Annotated in this window: 24 protein-coding genes and 1 tRNA gene; 17 read left to right on the top strand and 8 right to left on the bottom strand. The window is 64.2% G+C overall.

Going from position 1 to position 25,412, the window contains the following annotated elements:
• The first annotated feature begins 47 nt into the window (after positions 1-47).
• The 8 genes from EZM81_RS07125 (at position 48) to EZM81_RS07090 (ending at position 9,096) form a co-directional block, all read left to right on the top strand.
• On the top strand, positions 48-1,841 hold the full coding sequence (locus EZM81_RS07125) for a hydantoinase B/oxoprolinase family protein (protein WP_136645264.1): 1,794 nt from the start codon (positions 48-50) through the stop codon (positions 1,839-1,841).
• Positions 1,842-1,854: 13 nt separating this feature from the next.
• Positions 1,855-3,945 (top strand): hydantoinase/oxoprolinase family protein, encoded by a 2,091-nt coding sequence (locus tag EZM81_RS07120; RefSeq protein WP_136645263.1) that lies wholly within the window; start codon positions 1,855-1,857, stop codon positions 3,943-3,945.
• Complete coding sequence (locus EZM81_RS07115) at positions 3,942-4,694, top strand: ABC transporter ATP-binding protein (RefSeq protein WP_135450967.1); 753 nt, start codon at positions 3,942-3,944, stop codon at positions 4,692-4,694. Before EZM81_RS07120 ends, EZM81_RS07115 begins: the two co-directional genes overlap by 4 nt.
• Positions 4,691-5,425: an ABC transporter ATP-binding protein gene (locus tag EZM81_RS07110; protein WP_135450966.1), complete on the top strand. Its 735-nt coding sequence runs from the start codon at positions 4,691-4,693 to the stop codon at positions 5,423-5,425. The genes EZM81_RS07115 and EZM81_RS07110 overlap by 4 nt, the downstream gene beginning before the upstream one ends.
• Entirely contained in the window at positions 5,425-6,339 is a 915-nt protein-coding gene (locus EZM81_RS07105) for a branched-chain amino acid ABC transporter permease (protein ID WP_167851041.1), read from the top strand. Before EZM81_RS07110 ends, EZM81_RS07105 begins: the two co-directional genes overlap by 1 nt.
• The gene (locus tag EZM81_RS07100) at positions 6,339-7,388 is read left to right on the top strand and encodes a branched-chain amino acid ABC transporter permease (protein WP_136645262.1); all 1,050 of its coding nucleotides are present in this window, start codon (positions 6,339-6,341) and stop codon (positions 7,386-7,388) included. The genes EZM81_RS07105 and EZM81_RS07100 overlap by 1 nt, the downstream gene beginning before the upstream one ends.
• 23 nt (positions 7,389-7,411) lie before the next feature.
• Complete coding sequence (locus EZM81_RS07095) at positions 7,412-8,590, top strand: ABC transporter substrate-binding protein (RefSeq protein ID WP_136645261.1); 1,179 nt, start codon at positions 7,412-7,414, stop codon at positions 8,588-8,590.
• Positions 8,591-8,652: 62 nt separating this feature from the next.
• Positions 8,653-9,096 (top strand): GNAT family N-acetyltransferase, encoded by a 444-nt coding sequence (locus EZM81_RS07090; RefSeq protein ID WP_135450963.1) that lies wholly within the window; start codon positions 8,653-8,655, stop codon positions 9,094-9,096.
• 80 nt (positions 9,097-9,176) lie between these two features.
• Here EZM81_RS07090 and EZM81_RS18715 read toward each other — a convergent pair whose 3' ends face one another.
• The 4 genes from EZM81_RS18715 to otnK all read right to left on the bottom strand — a co-directional run bounded on the left by EZM81_RS18715 (position 9,177) and on the right by otnK (position 13,201).
• Positions 9,177-9,842, bottom strand: a complete 666-nt coding sequence (locus EZM81_RS18715) for a nuclear transport factor 2 family protein (RefSeq protein WP_135450962.1) — start codon at positions 9,840-9,842, stop codon at positions 9,177-9,179.
• 533 nt (positions 9,843-10,375) lie between these two features.
• Positions 10,376-11,269, bottom strand: a complete 894-nt coding sequence (locus tag EZM81_RS07080) for an NAD(P)-dependent oxidoreductase (RefSeq protein WP_136645260.1) — start codon at positions 11,267-11,269, stop codon at positions 10,376-10,378.
• A gap of 20 nt (positions 11,270-11,289) precedes the next feature.
• Positions 11,290-11,931, bottom strand: coding sequence for a 3-oxo-tetronate 4-phosphate decarboxylase (gene otnC, locus EZM81_RS07075; RefSeq protein WP_136645259.1), 642 nt, complete (start codon positions 11,929-11,931; stop codon positions 11,290-11,292).
• On the bottom strand, positions 11,924-13,201 hold the full coding sequence (gene otnK / locus EZM81_RS07070) for a 3-oxo-tetronate kinase (RefSeq protein ID WP_211195388.1): 1,278 nt from the start codon (positions 13,199-13,201) through the stop codon (positions 11,924-11,926). Before otnK ends, otnC begins: the two co-directional genes overlap by 8 nt.
• Positions 13,202-13,379: 178 nt before the next feature.
• Between otnK and ltnD the strand changes: the two genes are divergently transcribed.
• Together ltnD and otnI are read left to right on the top strand one after the other, a co-directional pair.
• Complete coding sequence (gene ltnD, locus EZM81_RS07065; RefSeq protein ID WP_136645257.1) at positions 13,380-14,294, top strand: L-threonate dehydrogenase; 915 nt, start codon at positions 13,380-13,382, stop codon at positions 14,292-14,294.
• A 2-nt stretch (positions 14,295-14,296) separates the two neighbouring features.
• Entirely contained in the window at positions 14,297-15,073 is a 777-nt protein-coding gene (gene otnI / locus EZM81_RS07060; RefSeq protein ID WP_136645256.1) for a 2-oxo-tetronate isomerase, read from the top strand.
• Positions 15,074-15,076: 3 nt separating this feature from the next.
• On the opposite strand, the gene EZM81_RS07055 is transcribed toward otnI, so the two are convergent.
• On the bottom strand, positions 15,077-15,760 hold the full coding sequence (locus EZM81_RS07055) for an aspartate/glutamate racemase family protein (RefSeq protein ID WP_136645255.1): 684 nt from the start codon (positions 15,758-15,760) through the stop codon (positions 15,077-15,079).
• Positions 15,761-16,104: 344 nt separating this feature from the next.
• Here EZM81_RS07055 and EZM81_RS07050 point away from each other — a divergent pair, with 344 nt between their 5' ends.
• The 5 genes from EZM81_RS07050 to EZM81_RS07030 all read left to right on the top strand — a co-directional run bounded on the left by EZM81_RS07050 (position 16,105) and on the right by EZM81_RS07030 (position 21,705).
• Entirely contained in the window at positions 16,105-17,115 is a 1,011-nt protein-coding gene (locus EZM81_RS07050) for an ABC transporter permease (protein ID WP_136645254.1), read from the top strand.
• A gap of 79 nt (positions 17,116-17,194) precedes the next feature.
• Entirely contained in the window at positions 17,195-18,127 is a 933-nt protein-coding gene (locus tag EZM81_RS07045; RefSeq protein ID WP_136645253.1) for a sugar-binding protein, read from the top strand.
• Between the two features lie 67 nt (positions 18,128-18,194).
• Positions 18,195-19,697, top strand: coding sequence for a sugar ABC transporter ATP-binding protein (locus EZM81_RS07040; protein ID WP_136645252.1), 1,503 nt, complete (start codon positions 18,195-18,197; stop codon positions 19,695-19,697).
• 28 nt (positions 19,698-19,725) lie between these two features.
• A complete protein-coding gene (locus EZM81_RS07035; RefSeq protein WP_135450956.1) occupies positions 19,726-20,619 on the top strand; it encodes an NAD(P)-dependent oxidoreductase in 894 nt (297 codons plus the stop codon).
• Between the two features lie 60 nt (positions 20,620-20,679).
• On the top strand, positions 20,680-21,705 hold the full coding sequence (locus tag EZM81_RS07030; RefSeq protein WP_205909998.1) for a LacI family DNA-binding transcriptional regulator: 1,026 nt from the start codon (positions 20,680-20,682) through the stop codon (positions 21,703-21,705).
• A gap of 242 nt (positions 21,706-21,947) precedes the next feature.
• Here EZM81_RS07030 and EZM81_RS07025 read toward each other — a convergent pair.
• Positions 21,948-22,022 (bottom strand) — tRNA-Thr (locus EZM81_RS07025).
• A gap of 287 nt (positions 22,023-22,309) precedes the next feature.
• Between EZM81_RS07025 and murA the strand changes: the two genes are divergently transcribed.
• Together murA and EZM81_RS07015 are read left to right on the top strand one after the other, a co-directional pair.
• Positions 22,310-23,578 carry a UDP-N-acetylglucosamine 1-carboxyvinyltransferase gene (gene murA, locus EZM81_RS07020; protein WP_136645251.1) on the top strand — a complete coding sequence of 423 codons (1,269 nt, stop codon included), beginning with the start codon at positions 22,310-22,312 and terminating at the stop codon, positions 23,576-23,578.
• Positions 23,575-24,054 carry a DUF2948 family protein gene (locus tag EZM81_RS07015; protein ID WP_135450954.1) on the top strand — a complete coding sequence of 160 codons (480 nt, stop codon included), beginning with the start codon at positions 23,575-23,577 and terminating at the stop codon, positions 24,052-24,054. Before murA ends, EZM81_RS07015 begins: the two co-directional genes overlap by 4 nt.
• Before the next feature lie 3 nt (positions 24,055-24,057).
• Here EZM81_RS07015 and EZM81_RS07010 read toward each other — a convergent pair whose 3' ends face one another.
• Both EZM81_RS07010 and EZM81_RS07005 read right to left on the bottom strand, forming a co-directional pair.
• Entirely contained in the window at positions 24,058-24,843 is a 786-nt protein-coding gene (locus tag EZM81_RS07010; RefSeq protein WP_135450953.1) for an inositol monophosphatase family protein, read from the bottom strand.
• An 82-nt stretch (positions 24,844-24,925) separates the two neighbouring features.
• Complete coding sequence (locus tag EZM81_RS07005; RefSeq protein ID WP_135450952.1) at positions 24,926-25,348, bottom strand: L,D-transpeptidase; 423 nt, start codon at positions 25,346-25,348, stop codon at positions 24,926-24,928.
• Between the last annotated feature and the right edge of the window lie 64 nt (positions 25,349-25,412).

Below are 25,412 nucleotides of genomic sequence, written 5' to 3'. Positions count from 1 at the left end.
TGCCCGGCCATTTCCCTGTTGCGCGGCCCTTACGGGAGGGTTTCGTGATGGCGGGCACGCCAAGGAAAAGGAAGAAGGTCGAGGTGGACCCGATCACCCTGTCGGTGGTCCGGGGCATTCTTGAAACGACGCAGCGGGAGATGACGCTGAGCCTGGAAAAGACCGCGCGATCGTCGGTGTTCAACCTGGCACACGACTATTCGACCGCGCTCTTCAACCACCGGCCGGAGATGATCCTGCAGGGGCAGGACATTCCGATCCACCTAGGCTCGCTGATCCCGGCGATGAAGGTTGTGGCGAAGTATTTCGAGGGCGACATCCATGAAGGCGACCTCATCATTCACAACGATCCGGCCTGGGGCGGCAGCCATGCGATCGACACCTGTTTCTACAAGCCCGTGTTCTGGAAGGGGAAACTGAAATACTGGACGGTCTGCAAGGGCCACCTGACCGACGTGGGGGGGCCGGTGCCGGCTGGCTACAATCCCAACGCCAAGGAAATCTATGCCGAATGCCTGCGCATCCCCCCGGTCAAGGTCTGGGACCGTGGCACCCCACGCAAGGATGTGCTGAACCTGCTTCTGACCAACATGCGCGCCCGGCGTGACCAGGAAGGCGATTTCAATGCCCTGATCGGTGCCTGCCAGGTCGGCGAGCGCGCGCTTCTGGCCATGCTGGAGAAATACGGCGAAGAACAGGTCGATGCCTGCATCGAAACGCTGCTCGACATGGCCGAGCGCCAGATGCGCAGCCTGATCGCAGCGGTACCCGACGGCACCTACGAGGGCTCGGCGATCCTGGAGGATGCCGGTCACGGCTACGGCGACTTCGAGATCAAGGCGACTGTCACGATCAAGGGCGACAGCTGCCATATCGCCATCTCGAGCCCGCCGCAGATCCCCTATTTCATCAACAGCTACGAGGGGAACAGCCATTCTGGCGTCTATCTGGGCCTGATGATGTTCGCCCAGTTGCCGCCCCCCTACAACGAGGGGCTCTACCGCTGCGTGACGGTGGATTTCGGCCCCAAGGGCACGATCTGCAACGCGGCCGAACCCGCGCCGCACATGAATTGCACCACCACCCCGATGGAAACGCTGACCGACGCGGTGCGGCTGGCCTTCGAGAAGGCGGTGCCGTCCAAGGTCTCGGCCAGCTGGGGCCATGCCAACGGCCTGAACATCGCCGGCTGGGACAAGCGGCATGACGAGGAATACGTGACGATGGTGCTGGCCACCATCATCTCGGGCGCGGGGGCGACGCCCAGCCAGGACGGCTGGCACGCCTGCGGGCCGGAATGCTGCTTCGGCGCGCTGACGTCGGGCGACGTGGAGCTTCTGGAATACAGCTACCCGATCATCATCCACCGCTACAGCCTGATGACCGACAGCGGGGGCGCGGGCAAGTTCCGCGGGGGCAGCGGCACCGCCTGGGAAGTGGAACCGCTGAACGATGAAATGACCTTCATCACCTTCGGGGAAGGCCGCCGCATCCCTGCGGTGGGCGCGGCGGGCGCGGCCAGCACGATCATCGACACCAAGGTCGGGCGGCTGGAACTGGTGCAAGGCGAAAGAACCGAAACCATCCGCGAGAACGTCATCAAGGTCATCAAGCCGGGCGATCGGATCACCAACATGAACCCCGGCGGCGGCGGCTACGGCAACCCGATGGACCGGGCCGTTGAAAAGGTGGTCTGGGACGTAAAGAACGGTCTCGTTTCCATCGACGGAGCAAGGGAGGACTACGGAGTCATCATCACCGACCCCGCCACACTGCATGTGGACATCAAGGCAACCGAAGAGCTGCGGGCGCGTCGTCGCGCCGCCATGGCCGCGAAATAAGGGGGAACATGAGATGAAATCCGATTACCGACTGGGCATCGACGCGGGCGGCACCTTCACCGACTTCGTTCTGGCCGACAAATCCGGGCAGGTGCGGCTTTACAAGGCGCTCTCCACCCCGCAGGACCCGACACAGGCAATCCGCAACGGCCTGGCGCTGATCTCCGAGGATCTTGGCATACCCGCTGAGAAGGTGGTGTCGAACTGCGACCTGTGCATCAACGGAACGACGGTGGGGTTGAACGCTCTGATCACCCACAAGGGGGCCAAGACCGGCCTGATCTGCACCGCCGGACATGAGGACAGCCTGGAAATCCGGCTGGGTCACAAGGAGGACGGCTACCGCTACGACCCGGAATATCCGCCCGCCACGATGCTGGTGCCGCGGTATCTGCGCCGGGGCGTGCGCGAAAGGGTGCTGTCGGACGGCAGCGTGCGCGAGCCCCTGAACGAAGCCGACGTGCGCGCGGCTTGCGAACTTTTCCGCGCCGAAGGGGTGGAGACGGTGGCGATCAGCTTCGTCTGGTCGGTGCTGCACCCCGACCACGAACGCCGCGCGGGGGAAATCGTGCGCGAAATGCTTCCGGGCGTGGTCCTGACCCTGGGCAGCGAACTTTATCCGCAGGTCCGGGAATACACCCGCACCTCGACGGCGGTGGTGAACGCCTATCTTGCGCCGATCATGAAGCGCTATGTCGAGGCGGTGGACAGCTATTTCCGCAGCCTCGGGGCGAAGCAGCCGGTCCGCTACTATCAGTCGAACGGCGGGCTTGCCATCGGCCAGGCGATGACGGACCGCTCGGTCTATGCCATCAATTCGGGTCCTGCCTCGGCACCGGCAGCGGGTCAGTATGTGTGCGAACCCTTCGGACACCGCAACGTCATCACCGTGGACATGGGCGGCACGTCCTTCGACATCACGCTGACCAAGGACGGGTCGACGAACATCAACAAGAACATCGACTTCCTGCGTTACCGGATCGGCGTGCCGATGATCCAGGTGGAAACCCTGGGCGCGGGCGGCGGGTCGATCGGCTGGATCGACGAGATGGGGCTGATGCAGATGGGCCCGCAATCGGCGGGCTCGGATCCCGGACCGGCCTGCTATGGGCAGGGCGGCAAGCTTCCCACCGTTTCGGATGCGAACCTGGTACTGGGCTATCTGAACCCCGACGGGCTGGTGGGCGGGCGCCTGCCGCTTGATGCGGCAAAGGCGCATCAGGCGATCAAGGCGAACCTCGCCGATCCCTTGGGCATGAGCGTGGAACGTGCCGCCTATGGGATGTTCACCATCGTCAACGCCAACATGGTGAATGGCATCCGCCGGGTGACCGTGGAGCGCGGATACGACCCGCGCGACTTCGTGCTGGTCGGTGCGGGCGGGGCGACGGCAGCGCATATCACGGCACTGGCTTCGGCCATGGGGATCGACACCATCGTCCTGCCCAAGCTTGCCTCGGGTCTTTGTGCCTTCGGCCAGATCATCAGCGACGTGAAATACAACTACATGGCCACCGCCCCCCTGCGGCTGGACAACAACGCGGCCTATGCCCGGATCGACGAGCTGTTCAACCAGATCGAGGCGCAGGGCGTGGCGCATCTGAAGGCTGACGGCTTCAAGGCCAGGGATATCGTGACGAAGCGCAGCCTCGACATGCGCTATGTCGGGCAGGTGCACGAATGCACCGTCGAAATCGGCACATTCAAGGTCGATGCAAGGTCGATCGGCAAGATCAAGGACGCCTTCCACAAGCGCCACAAGGAGCTTTACACCTATGCCGAGCCTGCCTCGACCGTGGAAGTGGTGAACATCGAAAGCACGCTTTATGGCGTCGTGGACAAGCCCGCCCGCATGAGCATCGGCAAGGGCGTTTCGCCGCAGAAGGCGCTGAAGGGCCACCGCGATGCGGTGTTCAGCGCCGATGGCAAGCGGACAAGGACGCCGATCTATGACGGAACGCCGCTTGGGGCCGATGCCGTGATAAAGGGGCCGGCGGTGATCGAAGAGGTCACCACAACCATCGTGATCGAACCGGGCTGGACGGCGCGGCTTGATGCCAGCGGTTCCTACCTCATCACCCGCGACCGGAAAGGAGCAAGATGAACGACCTGCGCGCTGACAAGGTATCGGTGGCCTTCGCCGGGCTGAAGGCGCTGTCGGGGGTGAACCTGACAGTGTCGCCCGGTCAGATCGTCGGGCTGATCGGCCCGAACGGGGCTGGAAAGACCACGCTTGTCAATGTGCTGACCGGGTTTCAGACCGCAACGGAAGGGGCTGTCCTGCTGGACGGACAGCCCCTTTCGGGACTGAAGCCGCATGAGGTTCGCCGCCGCGGCATTGCCCGCACCTTTCAGGGCGGGCGGCTGTTCCGTGACCTGCCGGTGATCGACAATCTGGAGGTCACCGGCGTCGGCCTGGGCCAGTCGCGCGCGGCAGCGATTGCCGAGGCCGAGGTGATGCTCGACTGGGTTGGCATCGCCCCCTTGGCGGGCCGGATCGCGGGCGCGCTGCCCTATACCGACGAACGCCGCGTCGCCATCGGTCGGGCGCTGATGGGACGGCCGAAGTTCCTGCTGCTTGACGAACCCGCCGCCGGGATGAGCGCACAGGAGGCGGCCGAACTTTCCGCCCTGATCCGCCGCATCGCCGGGGAAATGGGCTGTGGTGTCCTGCTGATCGAACACAACGTGGGCCTGGTGCTGGGCCTTTGCGACCACATTGTCGTCCTCGACAGCGGTGCGGTAATCGAGGCCGGCCCGCCCGATGTGATCCGCGCCAGCGAGAAGGTGCGTCACGCCTACATGGGCAGCGCCGCCGACACCGATCTTCCCGTGCTGGAGGTAGAGGCATGAGCCTGCTGGCCCTGTCCAACATCTCGGTCCGTTACGGGCGGCTTACGGCCGTTCGCGGCGTGACCTTCACCCTTGCCGAGGGTGAGATCCTGTTCATTACCGGCCCGAACGGCGCAGGGAAATCCTCGCTTCTGCGGGCCATCGCCGGGGTCACACCCCCTGCCGGGGGCCGGATCGACTTTGCCGATCACGACATCACCGGCCGGGCGCCCGAGGACATCGCGCGTCTGGGCCTGTCCATGGTGCCCGAGGGGCGTGACGTTTTCGGCTCGTTGACGATCGAGGAAAACCTGATGGTCGGCACCGGCATGCATTCCGGCACCCGCGGCTGGCGGGCGCGGGCAGCCAGCGAGCTTGAGGCCGTCTATGCCACCTTCCCGATCCTGAAGGAGCGGCGTCACAGCCAGGCGGGGCTTCTGTCGGGTGGCCAGCAGCAGATGCTGGTCATCGGCCGGGCGCTGATGACGACGCCGCGTCTGGTGGCGATCGACGAACCCAGCCTTGGCCTTGCGCCGAACATCACCGATCAGGTCTACGAACGGCTGATCGCGCTTCGCGCCGAACGCAAGCTGACGCTCTTGATCGTCGAACAGTCTTCCACCCGCGCGATGATGGTGGGTGGGCGGATGATGCTGATGCGGGGGGGCGAAATCGTGCTGGACGGCGATGCCCGCGCGCTTGGGCAAAGCGAGGCGATGCAGGCTGCATACTTCGGATATGGGGAACATTGATGGGCGGGTTGATGCAGGTCATCTTCGACGCGCTGTCGCTGGGGTCGCTTTACGCTCTTGGCGCGCTTGGCATCGCGCTGATCTTCGGCGTGATGCGGCTGGTCAATTTCGCGCATGGCGACGTGATCGCCTTCTGCGTCTTCGCGCTGCTCTGGCCCTCGGTCGATGCGGTCGCGATCATCTTCGCGGGCAACCTCCCCTGGTTCCTGCTGATTCCCTTCACCCTTGCCGTGGGCGCGGGGCTTTCCGTGCTGTCCGAGGTGGTGGTGTTCCGCCGCTTCCGCCGCGCGAACCCCGCAACGATGATGATCGCCTCGTTCGCTCTTGGCTTCGTGATCCGGTATTTCCTGCTGATGCTGTTCTCCAGCCGACCGAAAAGCATCTCGCTGCTGCCAGGCCTCAGTCAGCCTGTCGAGATCTTGGGCGCGCGTATCCCGCTTCTGCAGCTGATCACCATCCTTGTGACCATCGCCGTCCTGATCGGCCTGACCGCCTTTCTGCGCCGCACCCGCTTTGGCCTTGAGATGCGGGCCGCGGCCGAAAATTTCACCATGGCGCGGATGCTGGGGGTCAGGGCGAACCGGGTCATCATGGGGGCCTTCGCCCTTTCCGGCGCGCTGGCAGCGGCCATCGCGTTGATCCTCGGGTCGCAGACCGGCACGGCGAACATCATGATGGGGGCAAGCGTGATGCTGATGGCCTTCATCGCCACGGTGATCGGCGGCATGGGCAGCCTTGCGGGCGCGGTGATCGCGGGCTTTGCGCTGGGGGCGATCGCCACGGTGATGCAGGTGATCCTGCCGCCCGATGCCCGCGCCTTCCGCGATGCCTTTGTCTATGGCGCGGTCATCCTCGTCCTGATCTTCCGCCCGCAAGGCCTGCTTGCGGCGCGCGGCACGAAGGAGCGCGTGTGATGGCCCGTTACTCGATCCTGCGCCGCACCATCGCCACGCCGCTGATCCTTTCGGCGCTACTCTTGGCCTTCGCCCTGATCGCATGGTTCGTCGGGTCTCGGCCATTCAATCAGACCGTGATCGACATCTTCCTTCAGGTGGTGTTCGTCGTCGGACTTTACACCTTCATCGGCAATTCCGGCGTCATCAGCTTTGGCCACATCGCCTTTGCCTGTCTTGGCGGCTATGTCGCGGCCTGGACGACGATCAAGCCGATGATGAAGGGCACCGCCATGCCCGGCCTGCCCGACTGGCTGATGCAGATGGAGATTCCCTTCTGGGCGGCGGCCCTTGCGGGCGGGACCTTCGCGGCCTTCTGGGCCCTTGTCTTTGGTGCCGTTCTCATGCGCCTGTCGGGCATCGCGGCGTCGATTGCGACCTTTGCGATGCTGGCGATGGTCAACGCCATCTATTCCAACTGGAGCAGCGTCACGGCCGCGACCTCCTCGGTCGTTGGGATTCCGATCGTCCGCTCGATCTGGCCTTACATGATCGCCGCGATTCTGGCGGTTTTCGTGGCCTGGGCCTTCTCGATCAGTCGCCATGGCCTTGCGCTGCGTGCCGCGCGTGACGAACCCACGGCCGCCGCCGCCAGCGGCATTAACATCCCCCGCGTAAGGCTGATTGCGTTCGTGATCTCGGGCGCGATCATGGGGGCAGGGGGTGCGCTTTATGCCCATTCCATCGGCCTTGTGACGCCCGATACCTTCTATCTTGGACTGACTTTCACCACCCTTTCGATGCTGGTCGTTGGCGGCATGGGCAGCCTGTCGGGCGCTGTGCTGGGTGTGCTGATCCTGTCCAGCCTGATCCAGGTTCTGCGCTGGCTCGAGGCCGGGGTGCAGGTGGGCACCAGCACCTTCGCCCTGCCGGGCGGCGTGCAGGAAATCGCACTGGGCGTGGTAATGATCCTCATCCTCATGTTCCGGCCATCGGGAATCATGGGCAACAGCGAACTGACCGGGCTGCGTGCCCGGACGGAAAAACCGGTCGAACCGGGAACGGACTGAAACCAACCAACGGGAGTTGAACGATGAAGAAACTGACAGCAATCCTTGCCGCCACGACGTGCCTTTCCAGCGCGGCCCTTGCGGATGACGACCGCATCATCGTGGGCTTCGCCACGGCCGAGACCGGCTTCATGCAGGCCTATGACAAGCCCGCGCAGGACGCGGCGATGATCCGCATCGCGGAAATCAACGAGGCCGGCGGCCTTCTGGGCAAGCAGATCGAGGTGGTGAACGCCGACACCAAGACCGACCGGGCCGAGGGCGCAAAGGCTGGCCTTTCCGTCATCGACCAGGGCGCAGACATGGTCGTGGTCTCCTGCGATTACGACTTTGGCGCCCCCGCCGCGCTGGCGGCGGAATCGAATGGCCTGATCTCGTTCTTCCTCTGCGCCGAATCGATCAAGGCCGGCATCCAGGGTGTCGGGCCGAACTCATTCTCGGCTTCGGTTCTGGCTGCCGTTCAGGGCGCAACCATGGCGGAATGGGCCTACAACAAGAAAGAGGCCCGGACATTCTACCGCCTTCTGGACACCTGGACCGAATACAACAAAGGCATCTGCGACGGCTTCGACTGGATGCTGCCGCAACTGCCCGAGGCCAAGCTGGTCGGCGAGGATACCTTCCTGAACGAGGACGCCTCGATCGCTGCGCAGATCACCCGGATCAAGTCACTGCCTGAAGAGCCCGATGCGATCATGCTTTGCACCATGATGCCGGGCGCGGTTTCGGCCATCAAGCAGCTGCGCGCTGCGGGCATCAACTCGATGATCCTGAACGGTTCGGGCGTGGATGGCAGCTACTGGCTGTCTGCGGTGCCGGACCTGTCGAACTTCTACGTGCCGGTTCAGGGCTCGATCTATGGCGACGACCCGAACCCCGCGGTGAACGAGTTCAACGCGAAATACACCGAAGTGACCGGTGCGCCGCCGGCCACGCAATACACCTATCCGGGCTATGTGATGATCGACGTCTGGGCCAAGGCCGTCGAGCGTGCCGGCACGACCGAGACCAGCGCCGTTGTGGCAGAGCTGGAAAAGATGGTCGATGAACCTACCCTCTTCGGCCCACGCACCTTCACCAGCGAACTGCACCACCAGAACCGGGCCCGCTACCTGATCGTCGAAACGAACAACGGCAAGCCGGGCGTGGTCGATGAATGGACGATCTCCTCGCCCATTCCGGTTGCCGACCTGATGAAGTAAGGCACAGCCAAGGCATGGCCGGCCCCGCGCGTTCGGGGCCGGCCTTCCTGTCGGAGGGGAACATGCCCGAGGTCAGCATCCGCCCGCTGCGTGCCACCGACGAAACCGATTGGCGGCGTCTGTGGACGGGTTATCTTGACTATTACGAAACCACGGTGCCCGAGGTGGTCTATGCCACCACCTTTGCGCGCCTGTTGGGCGACGATCCGCAGGATTTCAACGCCCTGATTGCCGAGGTTGATGGGCGCGCGATGGGGCTGGCGCATTATCTGTTCCACCGGCACTGTTGGAAGGTCGAGAACGTCTGTTACCTCCAGGATCTCTACGTCGACCCTGCCGCGCGCGGCACCGGACTTGGCCGCCGCCTTATCGAGGCAGTCTATGCCGCAGCCGATGCCAACGGCACGCCCGCCGTGTACTGGCTGACCCAGCACTTCAACGAAGCCGGTCGGCGGCTGTATGACCGGATCGGCAGGCAGACGCCTTTCATCCGCTACAATCGCTAGGTCAGTATGCAGACCGCGCGACGCGGGCAGCTTCCTCATGCGGCTTCGTCTGCCCGTCGGTGCGGCTCCGCACGGCGCAGCTAGCCGCGTGCCTTGCGGTAGCTGTCCTTCAGCGCAATGAGGTCGCCCTCGAAGGCGAAGACATCGCAACCGCGCACATCCACCGACACCCCGTCGCGCGTGGTGCCGACGAAGCGCCAGGTCGACAGGCCCGTATCACCCGCTACGACATGCGCGCCCTCGGTCCAGGCCGCCTGCGGGAAAGTGTCGAAGATGGCCGCATAGGCCGTGCGAACCGCCTCGCGGCCGCGGTGAACCCGGCCCTCGGCATCCGGCCCGGCAGCGGCATGAAAGGCGCAATTGGCTGACATGCAGGCCATCAGCCCATCCAGATCCCGCATGTTGAACGCCGCCATCAACCGTTCCATGGTCGCACGTCGCTTCCGGGCAAGGGCGTCATCCACGACTTCGATTTCAAGGAACGACAGGGGGGCGACGGACGAACCGTTGGTCACATTGTGCTCTACCCCAACCCGGCGCGAGTAGGGCACACCTTGCCGAAGTTGTGCCTGCGCCCTCTGGCCATCCGGCATGTCCAGTGTCAGGGTTCCGTCGGTCAACGGCACGATCACATAGTCGTGCTCGTGCCGGTGCCACCCCGTCTCTGCCCCCGGGGAAAAGCGCCATTCGGTTACCTTGAAACGATCGTCATGGATATGCACGACAGGTTCGGCGATCTTTGTCATGGCTGCTCCCGGTCTGACGCACCGCAGCGACCTTAGCGCGCTGCCGGGCCAATGAGTAGGGTCCATGCTGCCATGGTCGCCTGCAATTGGCCCGGTTGCGCAAGTCGTCTGATGGGCGCGTTGAACATTTCCCCGAACGGATGCATCGCGCGGCTGACATGACGGGAACGCGAAGCGCGCAAGATTCATGAAACACGGCTTCGTGCACCTGGACCTCAGCGATCCGTGGCCGAAGTCTCGAAATGAACGGCGCGCCTGCCCTTTGTCTTTCATTGGCAGGGGCCGGCCGACAATCATGCCATCCGGGCGCTGGCACAAGTTCGTCGGCACACGCTGCCTGACCCGGACTCCAAGCTCTTTGATCGCAAAAGCCGAAACAGGACCGTTGCTGCAACAACGACAGCGGCGGGAAAGGCTTTCGGGTGCCTGTCTTGGCGGGTGGCAATGCGGCGCCGATCCTTCGGGCGGCCGAACATGATTTTGCACCAGCAAGCCAGCGGGAATACGGCGATCAACGCCCCCATGGGCGGCGTTCAGCGAATGCCGTTCGCCCGCGCGACGAAATCAGACAGGTGAGGGACGTAGTCCGTCGGACCGTCGCCTCCAGTTGCCATGGCGAGTGCGAAAGAGTTCTTGACGGCGCTGGCCATGGGTGTGGCCACGGTTGCGGCATTGGCCATCGCCTCGACATAGCGCATGTCCTTGTAGGCGTTGCCGATGGTGAACTTGTGGGCCTCGCGGTTGCCTTCCAGCGCGTAGCCCATGAACGTCTGGTAGAAGCCGCAATCCATCCGCCCGCCGCGGATCACCTTGTCGAACTCGGACACCGGAATGCCCACCTTGCGAGAGAGCGCCAGCGCCTCGGAATAGAGCGCGGCATAGCCAAGCGACAGGAAGTTGTTCAGAAGCTTCATCTTGTGGCCATCGCCGACGCCGCCGATATGGACGATCTTGGCGGCCCAGGTGGCGATCACCGGCTGGACGCGGGTAAATGTTTCCTGCTTCGCACCCACCATGCAATCCAACGTACCCTCCCAGGCCTCCTTCGGGGTGCGGCTCAGCGGCGCATCAACGAACTCGACACCGACCTCGGCAAGTTCTGCCGCAAGACGCAGCGTTACCGTCGGGTCCGAGGTCGAGCAGTCGACGATGACCGAACCCCTGGCAAGCCCCGGCTTCAGTGCCGCCACAGTCGCCGCTACTTCGGGCGCGCCGGTGAGACACAGGAAAATGATGGTCGAGCTGCGGGCAAGATCGGCCAGCGAGGCGGCCTCGGTCGCGCCCCGCGCCACCAGGTCATCCACCGGGGCGCGGTTGCGATGGGCAATGACGGTCAGGGAATAGCCCTTCTCGACAATGTTCTTGGCCATGCCATGCCCCATCAGCCCTGTGCCGACAAAGCCGATCTTTTCTTTCGTGGCGGTCATTTCGTGTCTCCGGTAGGGGATCAAGTCAAGTTGAAGCGACGGCGCAGGTCGGCCACCTGCTCGGGTGTCAAGGTCCGCAAGGCGTGGTCTCGCAACATCAGGAACAGCTTGGCGGTCTCTTCCAGCTCTTCCGTGGCATATTGGGCATTGGCAAGTGAGGTGCCGGCGACGACCGGGCCGTGGTTGGCCAGCAGCACCGCATGGTGGCGGCTGGCCAGCGCCCGGACTGCATGGGCCAGATCCGGGTCGCCGGGGGCGAAATAAGGCACCAGCGGCAGGCGGCCCACCCGCATGACGTAATAGGCGGTCAGTGCCGGCAGGACATCCTGCGGGTCAACGTCGCGCAGGATGCTGACGGCCGTGGCATGGCTGGAGTGCAGATGCACCACCGCCGCCGCATCGGCGCGCTCGCCATACATCGAGAAATGCAGGAACGCCTCTTTCGTGGGCGCGTCGCCGGACAAAAGCCGTCCCTTGGCGTCGAACCGCGACAGGCGGGCCGGGTCCAGTGCGCCCATCGAGACATTGGTTGGCGTCATCAGCCAGCCGCCATCTTCCAGCCGGACCGAGATATTGCCGCTGGACCCAGCCGTCAGGCCCCGGGCGAAGAGCGAGGCCCCGACGCGGCAGATCTCGTCCCGGGCGCGGGTTTCGTCAGACATCGTGGTTCTCCAGCAGATCCCAGGCCCGCAGGAAGAAGTCGGGCCCGCCAAAGTTGCCAGACTTCAGCGCCAGCGCAAGGTCAGGGCCGGCCGCACTGCGCGTCCAGGGCACGCCGGGCGCGATCTCGGGGCCGATGTAAAGCATCGTCACGCCCAGCGCCGCGACCACAGCGCCCGAGGTCTCTCCCCCGGCGATCAGGAAGCGGGAAAAACCCGCGTCTCGCAGCAGGCGGGCTGTTTCGGCCAGAGTGGTTTCGAGCAATGCGCCTGCCTTGTGCTGCCCGAGACGGTCCTGCACCGCGCGCAGGATGTCGGGCGGGGCGCTGGAATAGATCACGGGCGGGCGGGTCCCGGGTTGCGCGATGGCCCAGGCGGCGATTTCGGCCGGGGTGAGGCGACCGTCCGCCAGCGCCCCGGGATCCAGCGCCAGAAGCGGCAGGCCGGCGCTGCGGGCCGCCTCGATCTGGCCCAGCGTCGCCGCCGAGCAAGAGCCAGCCAGCACCACCGGGCGGCCCGCCGGGGCCTTCATGCGGCGCGCGACCGGCTGGGGCCTGACCTTGCCGCTGCGGATGACATTCGCCGCCAACCCCAGACCGATCCCCGAGCCGCCGGTCACCAGAGGCATGTTCTCGCAAGCCGCGCCGATAACGCGCAGGTCGTCGTCGCTCAAGGTATCCACGATCAGGATGCGGTCGCCCGCGGCCTGTCGTGCGGCGAATTCCGCGCGCAGGGCGTCCACCCCCTGCCGGATTGTCCCGATCTGCACCAGACCGACTGGCAGCGCTGTCTGTCTCTGAAGCACCCGGACGAGGTTCGAGTCCCGCATCGGGTTCAGCGGATGATCCTTCAGCGGACTGTCCGACAGCAGCAGGTCGCCAACGAAAAGGTGTCCCTTGTAGGTGGTCCGCCCGGCCGCCGGGAATGAGGGGCAGGCGATGGTCAGCGGGCATCCCGTCAGATCCATCAGTGCCGCCGCGACCGGGCCGATGTTTCCCGCGTCCGTCGAATCGAAGGTCGAGCAGTATTTGAACAGCAACTGTTCCGCTCCCGCTGCCTGCAAGGCGCGGGCCGCCGCACAGGACATCTCGACTGCGTCGGCTGCGGGAATAGACCGGGATTTCAAGGCGATGACCACGGCATCAGCATCGGGCAGCCTGGAGCCCGGCTGCGGAACGCCCATAACCTGCACCGTGCGCAAACCTTCGCGCGTCAGCATCAGGCACAAGTCTGTCGCGCCGGTAATGTCGTCTGCCACAGCTCCGATTCGCACGCTGTCGTCCTTCTTTGCTTCGGTTGCCGGGGCTGACATCCCGCAGCCTGTCCTGCGTTGCCGCGCCTGAACGTTGCCCTTGCCTTGGCCGCGACTCCTGCGCTAACGATGCGAATGACAACGCTATCATGGCGACCCTGTCAAGGGACCACGCGGCTGGGGGATTTTGGGGAATATCATGAACGCCACGACTGACCTGCGCATTTGTGTCCTGGGCTTGGGGTCGATGGGCCTTGGCATGGCGGCCTCCTTGCTGAAACGGGGATTTACCGTCACGGGCTATGACCCGAACGTCGATGCGGTAAACCGCTTTGCCGACGCAGGCGGCCGGGCTGCCGCCAGCCCCGGTGAGGCTGCGCGTGGCGCCGATGTGGTGCTCTGTGTGGTGGTCAACGCGGTCCAGACCGAAACCGCGCTGTTTGCGGCGGATGGGGCCGCGACGGCGATGGCGCCAGGGGGCATCGTGATTTCCAGCGCCACGATGTCGCCAGATGCGGCGCGGGCGCTTGCGGCGCGATGTGCGGATCTGGGCCTAGGCTATCTGGATGCGCCGATCAGTGGTGGGGCGGCGCGCGCGGCGGCGGGCGAGCTTACGATCATGGCCTCTGGTCCGGCCGCCGTGTTTGGCCGTCTCCGCCCTGTGCTGGATGCTATTGCCTCCAAGGTCTACGAACTGGGCGAAGAGGCCGGAACCGGCGCCGCCTTCAAGGTCGTGAACCAGCTTCTCGCCGGCGTCCACATCGCCGCCGCTTGCGAAGCGATCACCTTTGCCAAGGCAATGAATCTTGATATAAGAAAGGTTTACGAGGTCATCACCGCCTCGGCCGGCAACTCCTGGATGTTCGAGAACCGGGTTCCCCACATCCTGGACGGCGACTACGCGCCACGCAGCGCGGTGGATATCTTCACCAAGGATCTCGGCATCGTCTCCGACATCGGTCGTGGCCTCAAGTTCCCGACCCCGATCGCAGCGATGGCCTTGCAGATGTTCGTGATGACAGCGGCCGCCGGCATGGGGCGCGACGACGACGCCTCGGTCGCCCGAATGATCGCGGGTCTTGCCGGGCTGGACCTGCCGGGGATGGAGCGCTGACCATGCCGAGGTTTGCCGCCAACCTGACGATGATGTTCAATGAACATCCCTTCATCGAGCGTTTCGCTGCGGCGGCTCGTGTCGGGTTCGACGCGGTGGAGTACCTTTTTCCCTATGACTTCGACCCGTATGACATCGCTGGCGCCCTGCAAGGCAACGGTCTGACACAAGCCTTGTTCAATCTGCCGCCGGGCAACTGGGCGGACGGGGACCGCGGGCTTGCGGCACTGGCCGACCGGAAGGATGAGTTTCGCGCCTCGGTCAAGATTGCCCTGACCTATGCGCGCGCGACGGGGGTGAAGCGGCTACACGCGATGAGCGGCTTGGCCGACCGGACTGATGCCGCCGCCCGAGCGGCCTACCGCGACGCGCTGGTTCATCTGTGCGAGGCGGCGGGGGCCGAGGGGGTTGACGTGATGATCGAACCGATCAATCCCCGCGACATGCCGGGTTACTTTCTGAACGATTTCAATATGGCAGCCGATCTGATCGCCGATCTGGGCCTGCCGAACCTGCGGCTTCAGTTCGACATCTATCACCGCCAGATCATTCATGGGGATGTGCTGACCGGGCTGTGCCAACTGATGCCGATCATCGGGCATGTCCAGATCGCCGCCGTCCCTCTGCGCCACGAGCCCGGCACGGGCGAGCTTGCGGATGCGGTCATCCTGTCTGAGCTGGACCGGCTGGGTTATGCGGGCTTTGTCGGCTGCGAATACCGCCCGGCGGGCGATACCGTGGCCGGTCTGGGCTGGATGACGGCCCTTCGGCCGGGCTGACGATCATCCGGCCAGTACCCTCGCAGCATGGGCCATTCCCAGTTCGGGGCTGGTCAGGACGGGCAGGGCGCCAAGCCGGTCCTTCACCGTCTCCAGTGCGCGTGCCATCGAGGCCTGCGCCAGGACGATCACATCGACTTCGGGCGCAAGTGCGGTCAACGCTTCGGAGACCAACCGGTCATGGCCCTGAGCGTCCCCTTGCGTCAGAAGCGCAAAGGCGCCGTCGGCAAGGCGGCTGGTGATGGTGCAGGATCGCTCGGCGGCCTGGGCGGTCCGGCGGATCAGATCTGCGGTCGGGTCCAGTGTGGTGGAAAGCGTCGCCAGCACACCAATTCTGGGTCCGCGCCGCACGGCTTCCAGCGCCATCCCCTCGTCGATTCGCAAGAGTGGCACCGGACAAAGCGGCCGTGCAGCCTCGACCGCAGGGCCGAGAGAGGAGCAGGTGACGATGACTGCCCCCGCCCCGGCATCGACGGCCGACCAGACCATCGTGGTCAGCCGTCGCATGGTCGTCAGCGACAGGCGACCCTCGCGAATCGTGTTTCGCAGCAGGCTTTCGTCCAGCATGGTAAAGGGCGTCCAGTCAGGCATGTGCTGGCGGGCCAGAGCCTCGAACGGACTGATCAACCCCGCCACGGTATGAATCAGGGCCAGGTTACTGGCCGGGGACGGTTGCGCCTGCGTCATCTTGAAAGCTCCCTGTCATGGCCCTGGATCCTTCCGGTGGCGGTCTGTCCGAGCAGGATATGGCAGCGGTGCCAAAATGCGCCGAGGTCCAGACGACTCGCAAGTCCAGAAAGGACCAGGGGGTGAGAATCCAAACAATTGCGCGGCTCAAGGACGGGTGATGCCGATTCTGGCATGACGCAATGCCCGAAATGGCAATTGACGGGTGGTCATACTGCGTCAAGAAATGACAGCGTTGCCATTGATGCGCTGCCACTACGGGAACAGTCCGGCCGGATCGCCGGGCGGATCGGGCGCAGCGGCGCCCAAGACCAGGGTCGCAAGAAGCGGGAAGAGGAGCCTGAATGTCCGTGTCTGGCCAGAAATCCACCGAGGCGACACCGGCGCCGTTCAGCCTCTGGCGCGAACTGGCGCAGCTGCGTCATGTCCGCGAGGTCAACGTGCTGGCCGCAATGCTGATCGTCGGCGCCCTGATCAGCTTCTTCACGCCCTATTTCCTGACCACCAACAACCTGATGGGTGTCTTCCGCGCCTTCTCGCTGACGGCGATCATGAGCATCGGCATGGTCATGGTCATCATCACTGGCGGGATCGACCTGTCGGTCGGATCTGCCATGGGCCTGGCCTCGCTGGTGACGGCCTTGTCCTTCGATGCCGGGTACGGCACCGGCTTCAGCATTGCTGCCGGGCTTGGCGTGGGCGTCACCTTCGGCCTGGTCAACGGGCTTCTGATCACCGCGATCGGGCTTCCGCCCTTCATAGCGACGCTCGGGACGCTCAGCATTGGGCGCGGCATGATGTACATGATCACGCACGGCGTCCCGGTGACGCCCGAAACGCCCGAGATCTTTTCGGTCCTTGGCCAAGGCTATGTCGGCCCGGTTCCGGTCCCGGTGGTCATCATGCTGGTCCTGATGGTGGTCTTCGCCCTGGTGATGCGGCGGACCCGCTTTGGTCGGCATGTCTATGCTACCGGCGGTAACGAACATGCGGCGCGTCTGAGCGGCGTGAAGACCGACCGGATCAAGCTTGCGGTCTATGTGTTGTCATCCACCATCGCCTCGCTGGCCGGCATCATCGGCTTCTCGCGCTACCTGTCGGCCGAACCGGCCTCGGGCTTCGGGTCGGAACTTGACGTCATTGCCGCGGCTGCGATCGGCGGCGCCAGCCTCGCCGGCGGGGTGGGCAGCGTCACCGGGGCCGTGATTGGCGCGGCTCTCGTCGGCGTCATCGCCAATGGCGTCGTGCTTCTGAACATCAACACCTATGCGCAACAGGCCATCACCGGGGGCGTGATCCTGATCGCGGTCAGCCTCGATGTGCTGCGCAGCAAGCTGACGGGAGGAAATGGCTGACGCCCGGCAAGCGCCAGAGCCTTTGAAAGATCAAGACAAATCGGGAGCCCGGACCCATGCCGGGAGTGGAGGAAAGACCATGAAGACCCTTATCAAGACCGCGCGCGCCGCGATGGTGACCCTGGCTCTGACGGCCGGCACTGCGGCCTTTGCCGAGGACATCACCATTGCCGTGGTGCCGAAAGTGGCCGTGCCGTTCTTCGACGACTGCAACACCGGCGCGCAGGAAGCCGCCGAGCGGCTTGGCGTGAACTACCAGTGGGTCGTGCCGCAGAACACCCAGGGTTCGACCCAGGTCAAGATCATGGAAGACCTGATCGCCCGTAACGTCAGCGGTATCGCGATCTCGGTCAACGAGCCGAAGTCGGTTGAAGGCGTGATCAAGCAGGCGATGGATGCCGGCATCAAGGTCGTGACCTTCGACAGCGACAGCGCCAATTCCGGCCGCAGCATGTATATTGGCACGATCAACACCGAAGCGGGCGTGACCATGGGCAATTCCATGGCCGAGGCTCTGGGCGGCAAGGGCAAGGTGGCCATCGTCACTGGCCAGCTGGGCGCATCGAACCTGAACGAACGCATCGACGGCGTGAAGAAGGCGCTGGCAGCCTATCCCGAGATCGAGATCGTCGCGGTGGAAGGCACCGAGGATGATCTGGCCAAGGCCGTCTCGGTGACCGAAGCGCTGTTGCGCGCCAACCCCGACCTCGCAGGCATCTTCGGCATGAGCCAGGTCGGCGGCCCTGCCGTGGCCAAGGTGCTTGCCCAGAAAGAGTTCTCGGATCGCAAGGGCGTGCTGAAGGTCTTCGCCTTCGACGATCTGCCCGATACCGTGAAGGGCGTGAAGGACGGTTTCATCGACGGCATCATGGTGCAGCGTCCGGTCACGATGGGCCGGCTGGCTGTCGAAAGCCTGGTTGCGCAGATCAGGGGCGAAGCTGGCGAGATCAAGGATATCGATACCGGCGTGACCGTCGTGAACGCGAGCAACCTGGACAGCTACACCAAGTGATCCTGACGGCGGAGGCGCAGGGAAACCCGCGCCTCTGCTTTCCTTTCCGTTCCCGCGCGAGGCCCGAATGACGCCCTTTCTCGAAATGCATGGCATCTCGAAGACCTTTCCGGGGGTCAGGGCTCTCAACCGAGTCGACCTGCAACTGCGGCTGGGCGAAGTGCATGTTCTGGCCGGCGAGAACGGAGCCGGGAAAAGCACGCTGATGAAGATCATGACCGGGGTCTACAAGGCCGACCCCGGCGGCGTGATCCGGGTCGAGGGGCAGGACACCGTGATCCGCGATCCGGTCCATGCCCGCGCCCTGGGCATCAGCATCATCTACCAGGAGCTTGCGGTCGTGAACAACATGACCGTGGCCGAGAACATCTACCTTGCCCGCGAGCCGCTTACCGCGGCCGGCCTGATCGACCGGCGCCGGATGAACGCCGAGGCTCGCGCCGTTCTGGCAGAGCTAGACATTTCGATCGACCCCGACACCAAGGTCGGCGGTCTCAGCATCGGCCAGAAGCAGATGGTCGAGATCGCGCGCGCGATCTCCTACAGTTCGCGGCTGATCATCATGGACGAACCCACCGCCTCGCTTAGCCACCACGAGGCCACGGTGCTGACGCGGATGGTCAGACGGCTGGCGGGCCAGGGGATCGGCATCGTCTACATCTCGCACCGGATGGACGAGATCTTCGAGATCGCCGACCGGATCACCGTGCTGCGCGATGGCGAGACTGTGGACAGCCGCCCGGCCAGCGAGATGACGCGTGACCTTCTGGTGCGCAAGATGGTGGACCGCGAGCTGTCGCAGCTTTTTGGCGAGCATCTGTCGTATGCCACCGGCCAGGTGCTGATGTCTGTGCGTGGACTGGGGCTGAAGCGCCCGACAGCGCAGGGGGCGCGGGTCAGCGATGTGTCGTTCGATCTGCACAAGGGCGAGATCCTGGGCTTCTTCGGCCTGGTCGGCGCCGGGCGGACCGAAGTGATGGAGATGATCTTCGGCAGCCGCGCCCATGTCGGCCAGATCGCCATCGACGGGCGCGAGGTGCGGATCGAAAGTCCCTCGGACGCCATTGCGCAGGGCATCGGATTCGTGACCGAGGACCGCAAGGAACAGGGCCTGGTGCTGGGAATGTCCGTGCGCGAGAATTTCAGCCTGACACATCTCGCGAACTATTGCCGCCTGGATGTGGTGAACCGCCGGCGCGAGACCGAAGCCTGCCGCGGCTTCGTGCGCAGCCTAGGGATCAAGACGCCTTCGACCGAACAGAAAGTGCTGAACCTGTCGGGCGGGAATCAGCAGAAGGTGGTGATCGCGAAATGGGTGGCACGACGCCCGCGCATCCTGATCGTGGATGAACCCACCCGCGGCATCGACATCGGCGCCAAGGCCGAGGTCCATGCCCTGCTGAACCGCCTCGCCTCTGATGGCATGTCGATCATCGTCGTGTCTTCGGATCTGCCCGAGATTCTTGCGATCAGCGACCGGGTGGTCGTCTTGAAGGAGGGCCGGATAAGCGGCATCCTTGGCCGCCATGATGCGACGCAGGAACGGGTGATGCTGGCGGCGACGGGCTGAGAAGAGAAAGAAGACATGGAGACATACAATGGCCAAACGCATCATCTTCACCGGCGGGACCGGAAAAGCGGGGCGGCACATGCTGCCCTATCTGCTGAACAAGGGCTATTCGATCCTGAACCTTGACCTGAAGCCCTTCGACCATCCGGGCATCAACACGCTGATCACCGACATCACCGACAGTGGCCAGGTGTTCAACGCGCTGACCACCCATTTCGGCTTCAGTGGCTATGACGAGGGTGCGCCGCCCAAGGCGCCCGACGCCGTGGTGCATTTCGCCGCTGTGCCCCGGGTGATGATCCAGCCCGACAACGTTACCTTCGCCGCCAATACCGTGGGCACCTACAACGTCATCGAAGCGGCGATGAAGTTGGGTGTGCGCAAGGTGATCGTCGCAAGCTCGGAGACGACCTATGGCGTCTGTTTCGCGGAAGGCGACAAGGACTATCACGCCTTTCCCCTGGAAGAGGATTACGACATCGACCCGATGGACAGCTACGGCCTGTCCAAGCTGGTGAACGAAAAGACTGCCCGCGCCTTCGCCATGCGCTACGGGGCTGACATCTATGCCCTGCGCATCGGCAACGTGATCGAGCCGCACGAATATTCCAACTTCCCGGGCTACCTGGACAATCCGATGTCACGCAAGCGCAACGCCTGGAGCTACATCGACGCCCGCGACCTCGGCGAGATCGTGCATCTCTGCATCCAGAAGGACGGCCTGGGTTTTCAGGTGTTCAACGCGGTGAACGACACCATCACGGCCGACCTGCCGACCGAAGAATTCCTGAAGAAATACGCGCCCAACACGCCGATCACCCGCCCGATGGGCCCGCGTGAGGCACCGCTGTCAAACCGCAAGATCCGCGAGGTTCTGGGCTTCAAGGAAGCGCATGACTGGCGCAACTATGTAAAGCGCTAGGATCAGTGCAGAACCGGGGCGCGGCCGGAAAGGCCGCGCCTTGCGCAAGGGGAGCGTGGAGTGACGAAGACCAAGCTGCGGCTGCCCGACCGGAAGGTCAAGGTTACCCTGCGGGATGTGGCGCTGCACGCCGATGTCAGCGAATCCACCGTCTCGCGCATCATGCGCAACGAAGGTCTGGTGGCCGAGGCGACCCGACAGAGGGTCATGGAAAGCGTCCGCGCGCTTGGCTATGTGCCGAACCGCATCGCCGGATCGCTCGCCTCGCTCGACACGCATCTTGTGGGCGTCGTGGTTCCCTCGCTCTCCAACATCGTCTTTCCCGAGGTGCTTCAGGGGATCAATGCCGGTCTGCGCGGCACCCCGTATCAGGCGGTGATCAGCGTAAGCGACTACGAGATGGATCACGAGGAAACGCTGGTTCGCGGCATCCTGTCATGGCAGCCCAAGGCGATCCTCATCACGGGCTTCGAGCACACGCTTGCGACGCGGCGCATGCTGGATCAAAGCGGGGTGCGGGTGGTCGAGATGATGGAGATCGACAGCGCCCCCATCGACATTGCGGTCGGCATGTCGCATCGCAAGGCCGGTTATGCAGCCGGCAGGCACCTGATCGAGCGCGGCTACCGGCGCTTTGGCTATGTCGGGCACGACTGGACTTCGGATCGCCGCGCGCGCCAGCGGTATGACGGTCTTTCCGAGGCCTTGTCCGAGGCAGGGTTGTCCGTTATCGCCCATGCCATCGCCGACGGCTCCAGCTCGATTGGCGCCGGCAAGGAGCAGACAGCGCAGCTGCGCCACATGGCCGACGTGGACGTAGCGGTCTATTCGAACGACGACATGGCTGTGGGCGGGATATTTCACTGCATCGAAGCAGGCATCTCGGTCCCGGATCAGTTCGCGATCTTCGGCTTCAACGGCCTGGAAATCGGGCGTGAATTGCCAAGACCCCTGTCCACGATCCGCTCGAACCGCTTCCTCATCGGCCAGAAATCCATCGAGGCCATCCTTCAGGCCCCCGAACGCCCCGCGACCAAGACCACCATCGACACCGGCTTCGAGATCTTTGCCGGAGCCACCGCCTGACCACACCGCAGTTCCCGGGATCGCGGATCGGCCCGGACTGCGGCAGGGTCGCAACGGGTTGGGGCACCAAGGTCGAGGGTGAAGGCGAGTGAAGCGCCCCCAAGCATGGTGGCTAGAAACGCAGGGTTTCCTGTAGTCAGGCACCTTCGGAAACTGCCTCGATCCGATGTCCGTCGAGGTCAATCACGAAAGCCGCTTACTAACCAGGGCCATAGGGCCATACTTGCAAGTGGGGAGATGAATGGTGCTGCAAGAGAGGATTGAACTCTCGACCTCTCCCTTACCAAGGGAGTGCTCTACCACTGAGCTACTGCAGCGCCGTTGGTGGCGGCGGAATAGACGCATTCGCACTGAGGTGCAAGGGGGTATGCACGGGAATTCCTACCCTCTCTGGACCCATCCGCGCCCTTGGGGTAGAAGCCTTGGCCATGCGCAGCCCTTTGGACACCTCGCCTGGGGAAAAGTCCCGGAAGCCCAGACGCCCTGAAAGCCGCGAAGATCGGCTCAAGGCGGCGCTGAAGGCCAACATGGCGCGCCGGAAGGCACAGGCAAAGGCCCGCAACGCCGAGGAACGGCCGGGCAAAAGCGAAGGGGAATAGGGCGGATGGATTCGATTCTGGTGCGCGGCAACGGGGCCCTTTCGGGGGCGATCCCGATCGCGGGGGCGAAAAACGCCTGCCTCACGTTGATGCCTGCCACGCTTCTGTCGGATGAGCCGCTGACGCTGACCAACGCCCCGCGGCTTTCAGATATTCGCACGATGACCCAGCTGCTGCAATCGCTGGGGGCCGAGGTCGCCAGCCTTCAGGATGGGCTGGTGCTGGCCTTGTCCAGCCATTCGATCACCAGCCACAAGGCCGACTACGACATCGTGCGCAAGATGCGGGCCTCGATCCTGGTGCTGGGGCCGATGCTGGCGCGCTATGGCCACGCGGTCGTGTCGCTGCCCGGCGGGTGCGCCATCGGCGCGCGGCCGGTCGATCTGCATCTCAAGGCGCTTGAGGCGATGGGGGCAGAGCTCGACCTGCGCGACGGCTATGTCCATGCCAAGGCCCCCGGCGGGCGGCTCAAGGGCGCGGTGGTGGAGTTCCCCTTCGTCTCGGTCGGCGCCACGGAAAACGCGCTGATGGCGGCGACCCTCGCCAGAGGGACGACCGTCCTGAAGAACGCAGCGCGCGAGCCCGAGATCGTTGACCTTGCCCGCTGCCTGAAGAAGATGGGGGCGAAGATCGACGGCGAGGGTACCTCGACCATCACGATCGAGGGCGCCGACCGTCTTGGCGGGGCAACGCACCAGGTGGTGACCGACCGTATCGAACTGGGTACCTACATGCTGGTGCCGGCGATCTGTGGTGGCGAGGTAGAATGCATCGGCGGTACGCTCGATCTGGTGGAAGCCTTCGCCGAACGGCTGGATGCGGCGGGCGTTTCGGTCACTCAGACCAACCGGGGCCTGAAAGTTGCTCGCAAGAACGGCCGTGTCCGGGCTGTAAACGTGACGACCGAGCCCTTCCCCGGCTTCCCGACCGACTTGCAGGCGCAGATGATGGCGCTTCTCTGCACTGCCGAGGGCGTGTCGGTTCTGGAGGAGAGGATCTTCGAGAACCGCTTCATGCATGCGCCTGAACTGATGCGGATGGGCGCGCGGATCGATGTTCACGGCGGTACTGCCACCGTGACCGGCGTCGAAAGGCTGCGCGGCGCCCCTGTCATGGCGACTGATCTGCGCGCCAGCGTGTCACTGATCCTTGCGGGACTTGCGGCCGAGGGCGAAACCGTGGTCAGCCGTGTCTATCACCTGGATCGCGGTTACGAACGGGTGGAAGAGAAACTCCGCGCCTGTGGCGCGCATATCGAACGTATCCAGGCATGACCGACGCGAAGTTCGAGGATGGCGGCGAAGCGCCGCTGCGGCTGGTGGCACAGGATGCCGAGGATCTGAAGGTGATCTCGGCCCTGATCCAGGACGCGGTTCTGCCGGTGACGGAACTGAAATATGACGCAAAGCGCCACCGCTTCGCGCTGCTGGTGAACCGTTTCCGCTGGGAAGACCGTGACCAGGCTGAACGCGTGGGCCGCGCCTATGAACGGGTGCGCTCGCTCCTTGTGATCGAGGATGTCCGAAAAGTGCAAAGCCTTGGCTTTGATCGCAGCGATAAGGATCTTGTACTGTCGCTTTTGTCCATGGAGTTCACTCCGGCCGAAGATGGTTCGGGTCGGGTGACACTGACGCTTGCCGGGGATGGCGCCATAGCCCTGGATGTCGAGGCGCTGGAAGTACGGCTGGACGATGTGACCCGCCCCTATCGTGCGCCTTCGGGAAAGGCGCCCTCGCACGACAGGGGGTGACGGTCAGCCCCGCAGGGTTGCGGCAAAGGTGTCGAACAGCCCGTCATTCGCCGCAATCAGCGCACCGTCCAGAGGATCGGTACCTTCGCGCAGGCCCTGCACCATGCCACCGGCTTCCTTGACCAGAAGGATGCCTGCCGCAACGTCCCAGGCGGACAGTTCGCGCTCCCAGTAGCCGTCGAAGCGGCCCGCAGCCACATAGGCCATGTCCAGCGACGCTGCCCCCCAGCGCCGCACACCGGCGCAGGCGGGCATCAGCCGCCCGAGATCCCTCAGCATTGCAGGCAGGGTGGATTTTGCGCCAAATGGCACGCCGGTCGCAAAGACCGCCTCATGCATCGCCCGCCGCCCCGAGACACGCAGACGGCGATTGTCGTTCAGCCAGCAGCCTGCACCCTTTTCAGCCCAGAACATCTCGTCCTTCGCCGGGTCGTAGACGACGGCGGAAACGATCTCGCCCTTGTGTTCCAGTGCGATCGACACGGCCCAGTGCGGCATCCCGTGCAGGAAGTTCGTCGTCCCGTCCAACGGGTCAACGATCCAGCGCCGCGTTGGGTCGGCCCCTGCGGCGGCCCCGGTTTCTTCGCCCAGCCAGCCATAGGTCGGGCGCGCGCCCAGCAGTTCTTCCTTGATCAGTCGCTCGGCCTCGCGGTCCGCCCGGCTGACGAAATCGCCCGGCCCCTTGGTCGAGACCTGCAGATTCTCCACCTCGCGGAAATCCTTCACGAGGCTCCGTCCCGCCTTCCGCGCGGCCTTGATCATCAGGTTTAGGTTGGCCGAGCCCTGCATCCATCGCTCCCGCAGCTGTCAGACCCGGCCCTATAGACGGTCGGCGGTCTGAACGGAAGAGGGCTGGACAGCAAGGGCCGAACTACTGCGCAATCATGACCTTCATGTTCTCAAGGCCTTCCCACTTCACCATGTCGAACAGGATCTTCGCATTGCCGGGATGCAACCGCACGCAGCCGGCCGAAGCGGGGCGGCCCAGACGCCTGATCTGATCGGTACCGTGAATCGCGTAATGGCCGTCGTAGAAGATTGCAAAAGGCATCGGCGCATTGTTGTAGCGGCTTGATCTGTGGTTGCGCGACAGGAATTCCGGCGCATAGACCCCGGTTGGGGTAACCTTCCCCGGCCGTGCGGTCGAGACCGGCCAAGTGTAGATGTGCCTGCCTTCGTGGTATACCTTCATCGTCTGGGTTGAAATCGAGACCCGTGCCAAAATTCTGTCTGCAAGGGCCACGCCGGGCAACAGGGTCAGGGCAAGCAGAAGCGCAACAAAAAAACGCACCATGACGACCTCCGAATGACTCGGACAACGGCTCAAGGATTCCAGCTGACTTTGACAAGTCAAAGGA

Origin of the sequence: Tabrizicola sp. YIM 78059 (genome assembly GCF_004959785.1) — a bacterium.
GTDB classification, from domain to species: domain Bacteria; phylum Pseudomonadota; class Alphaproteobacteria; order Rhodobacterales; family Rhodobacteraceae; genus Tabrizicola; species Tabrizicola caldifontis.
This window is presented reverse-complemented; position numbering and strand designations above follow the sequence as displayed.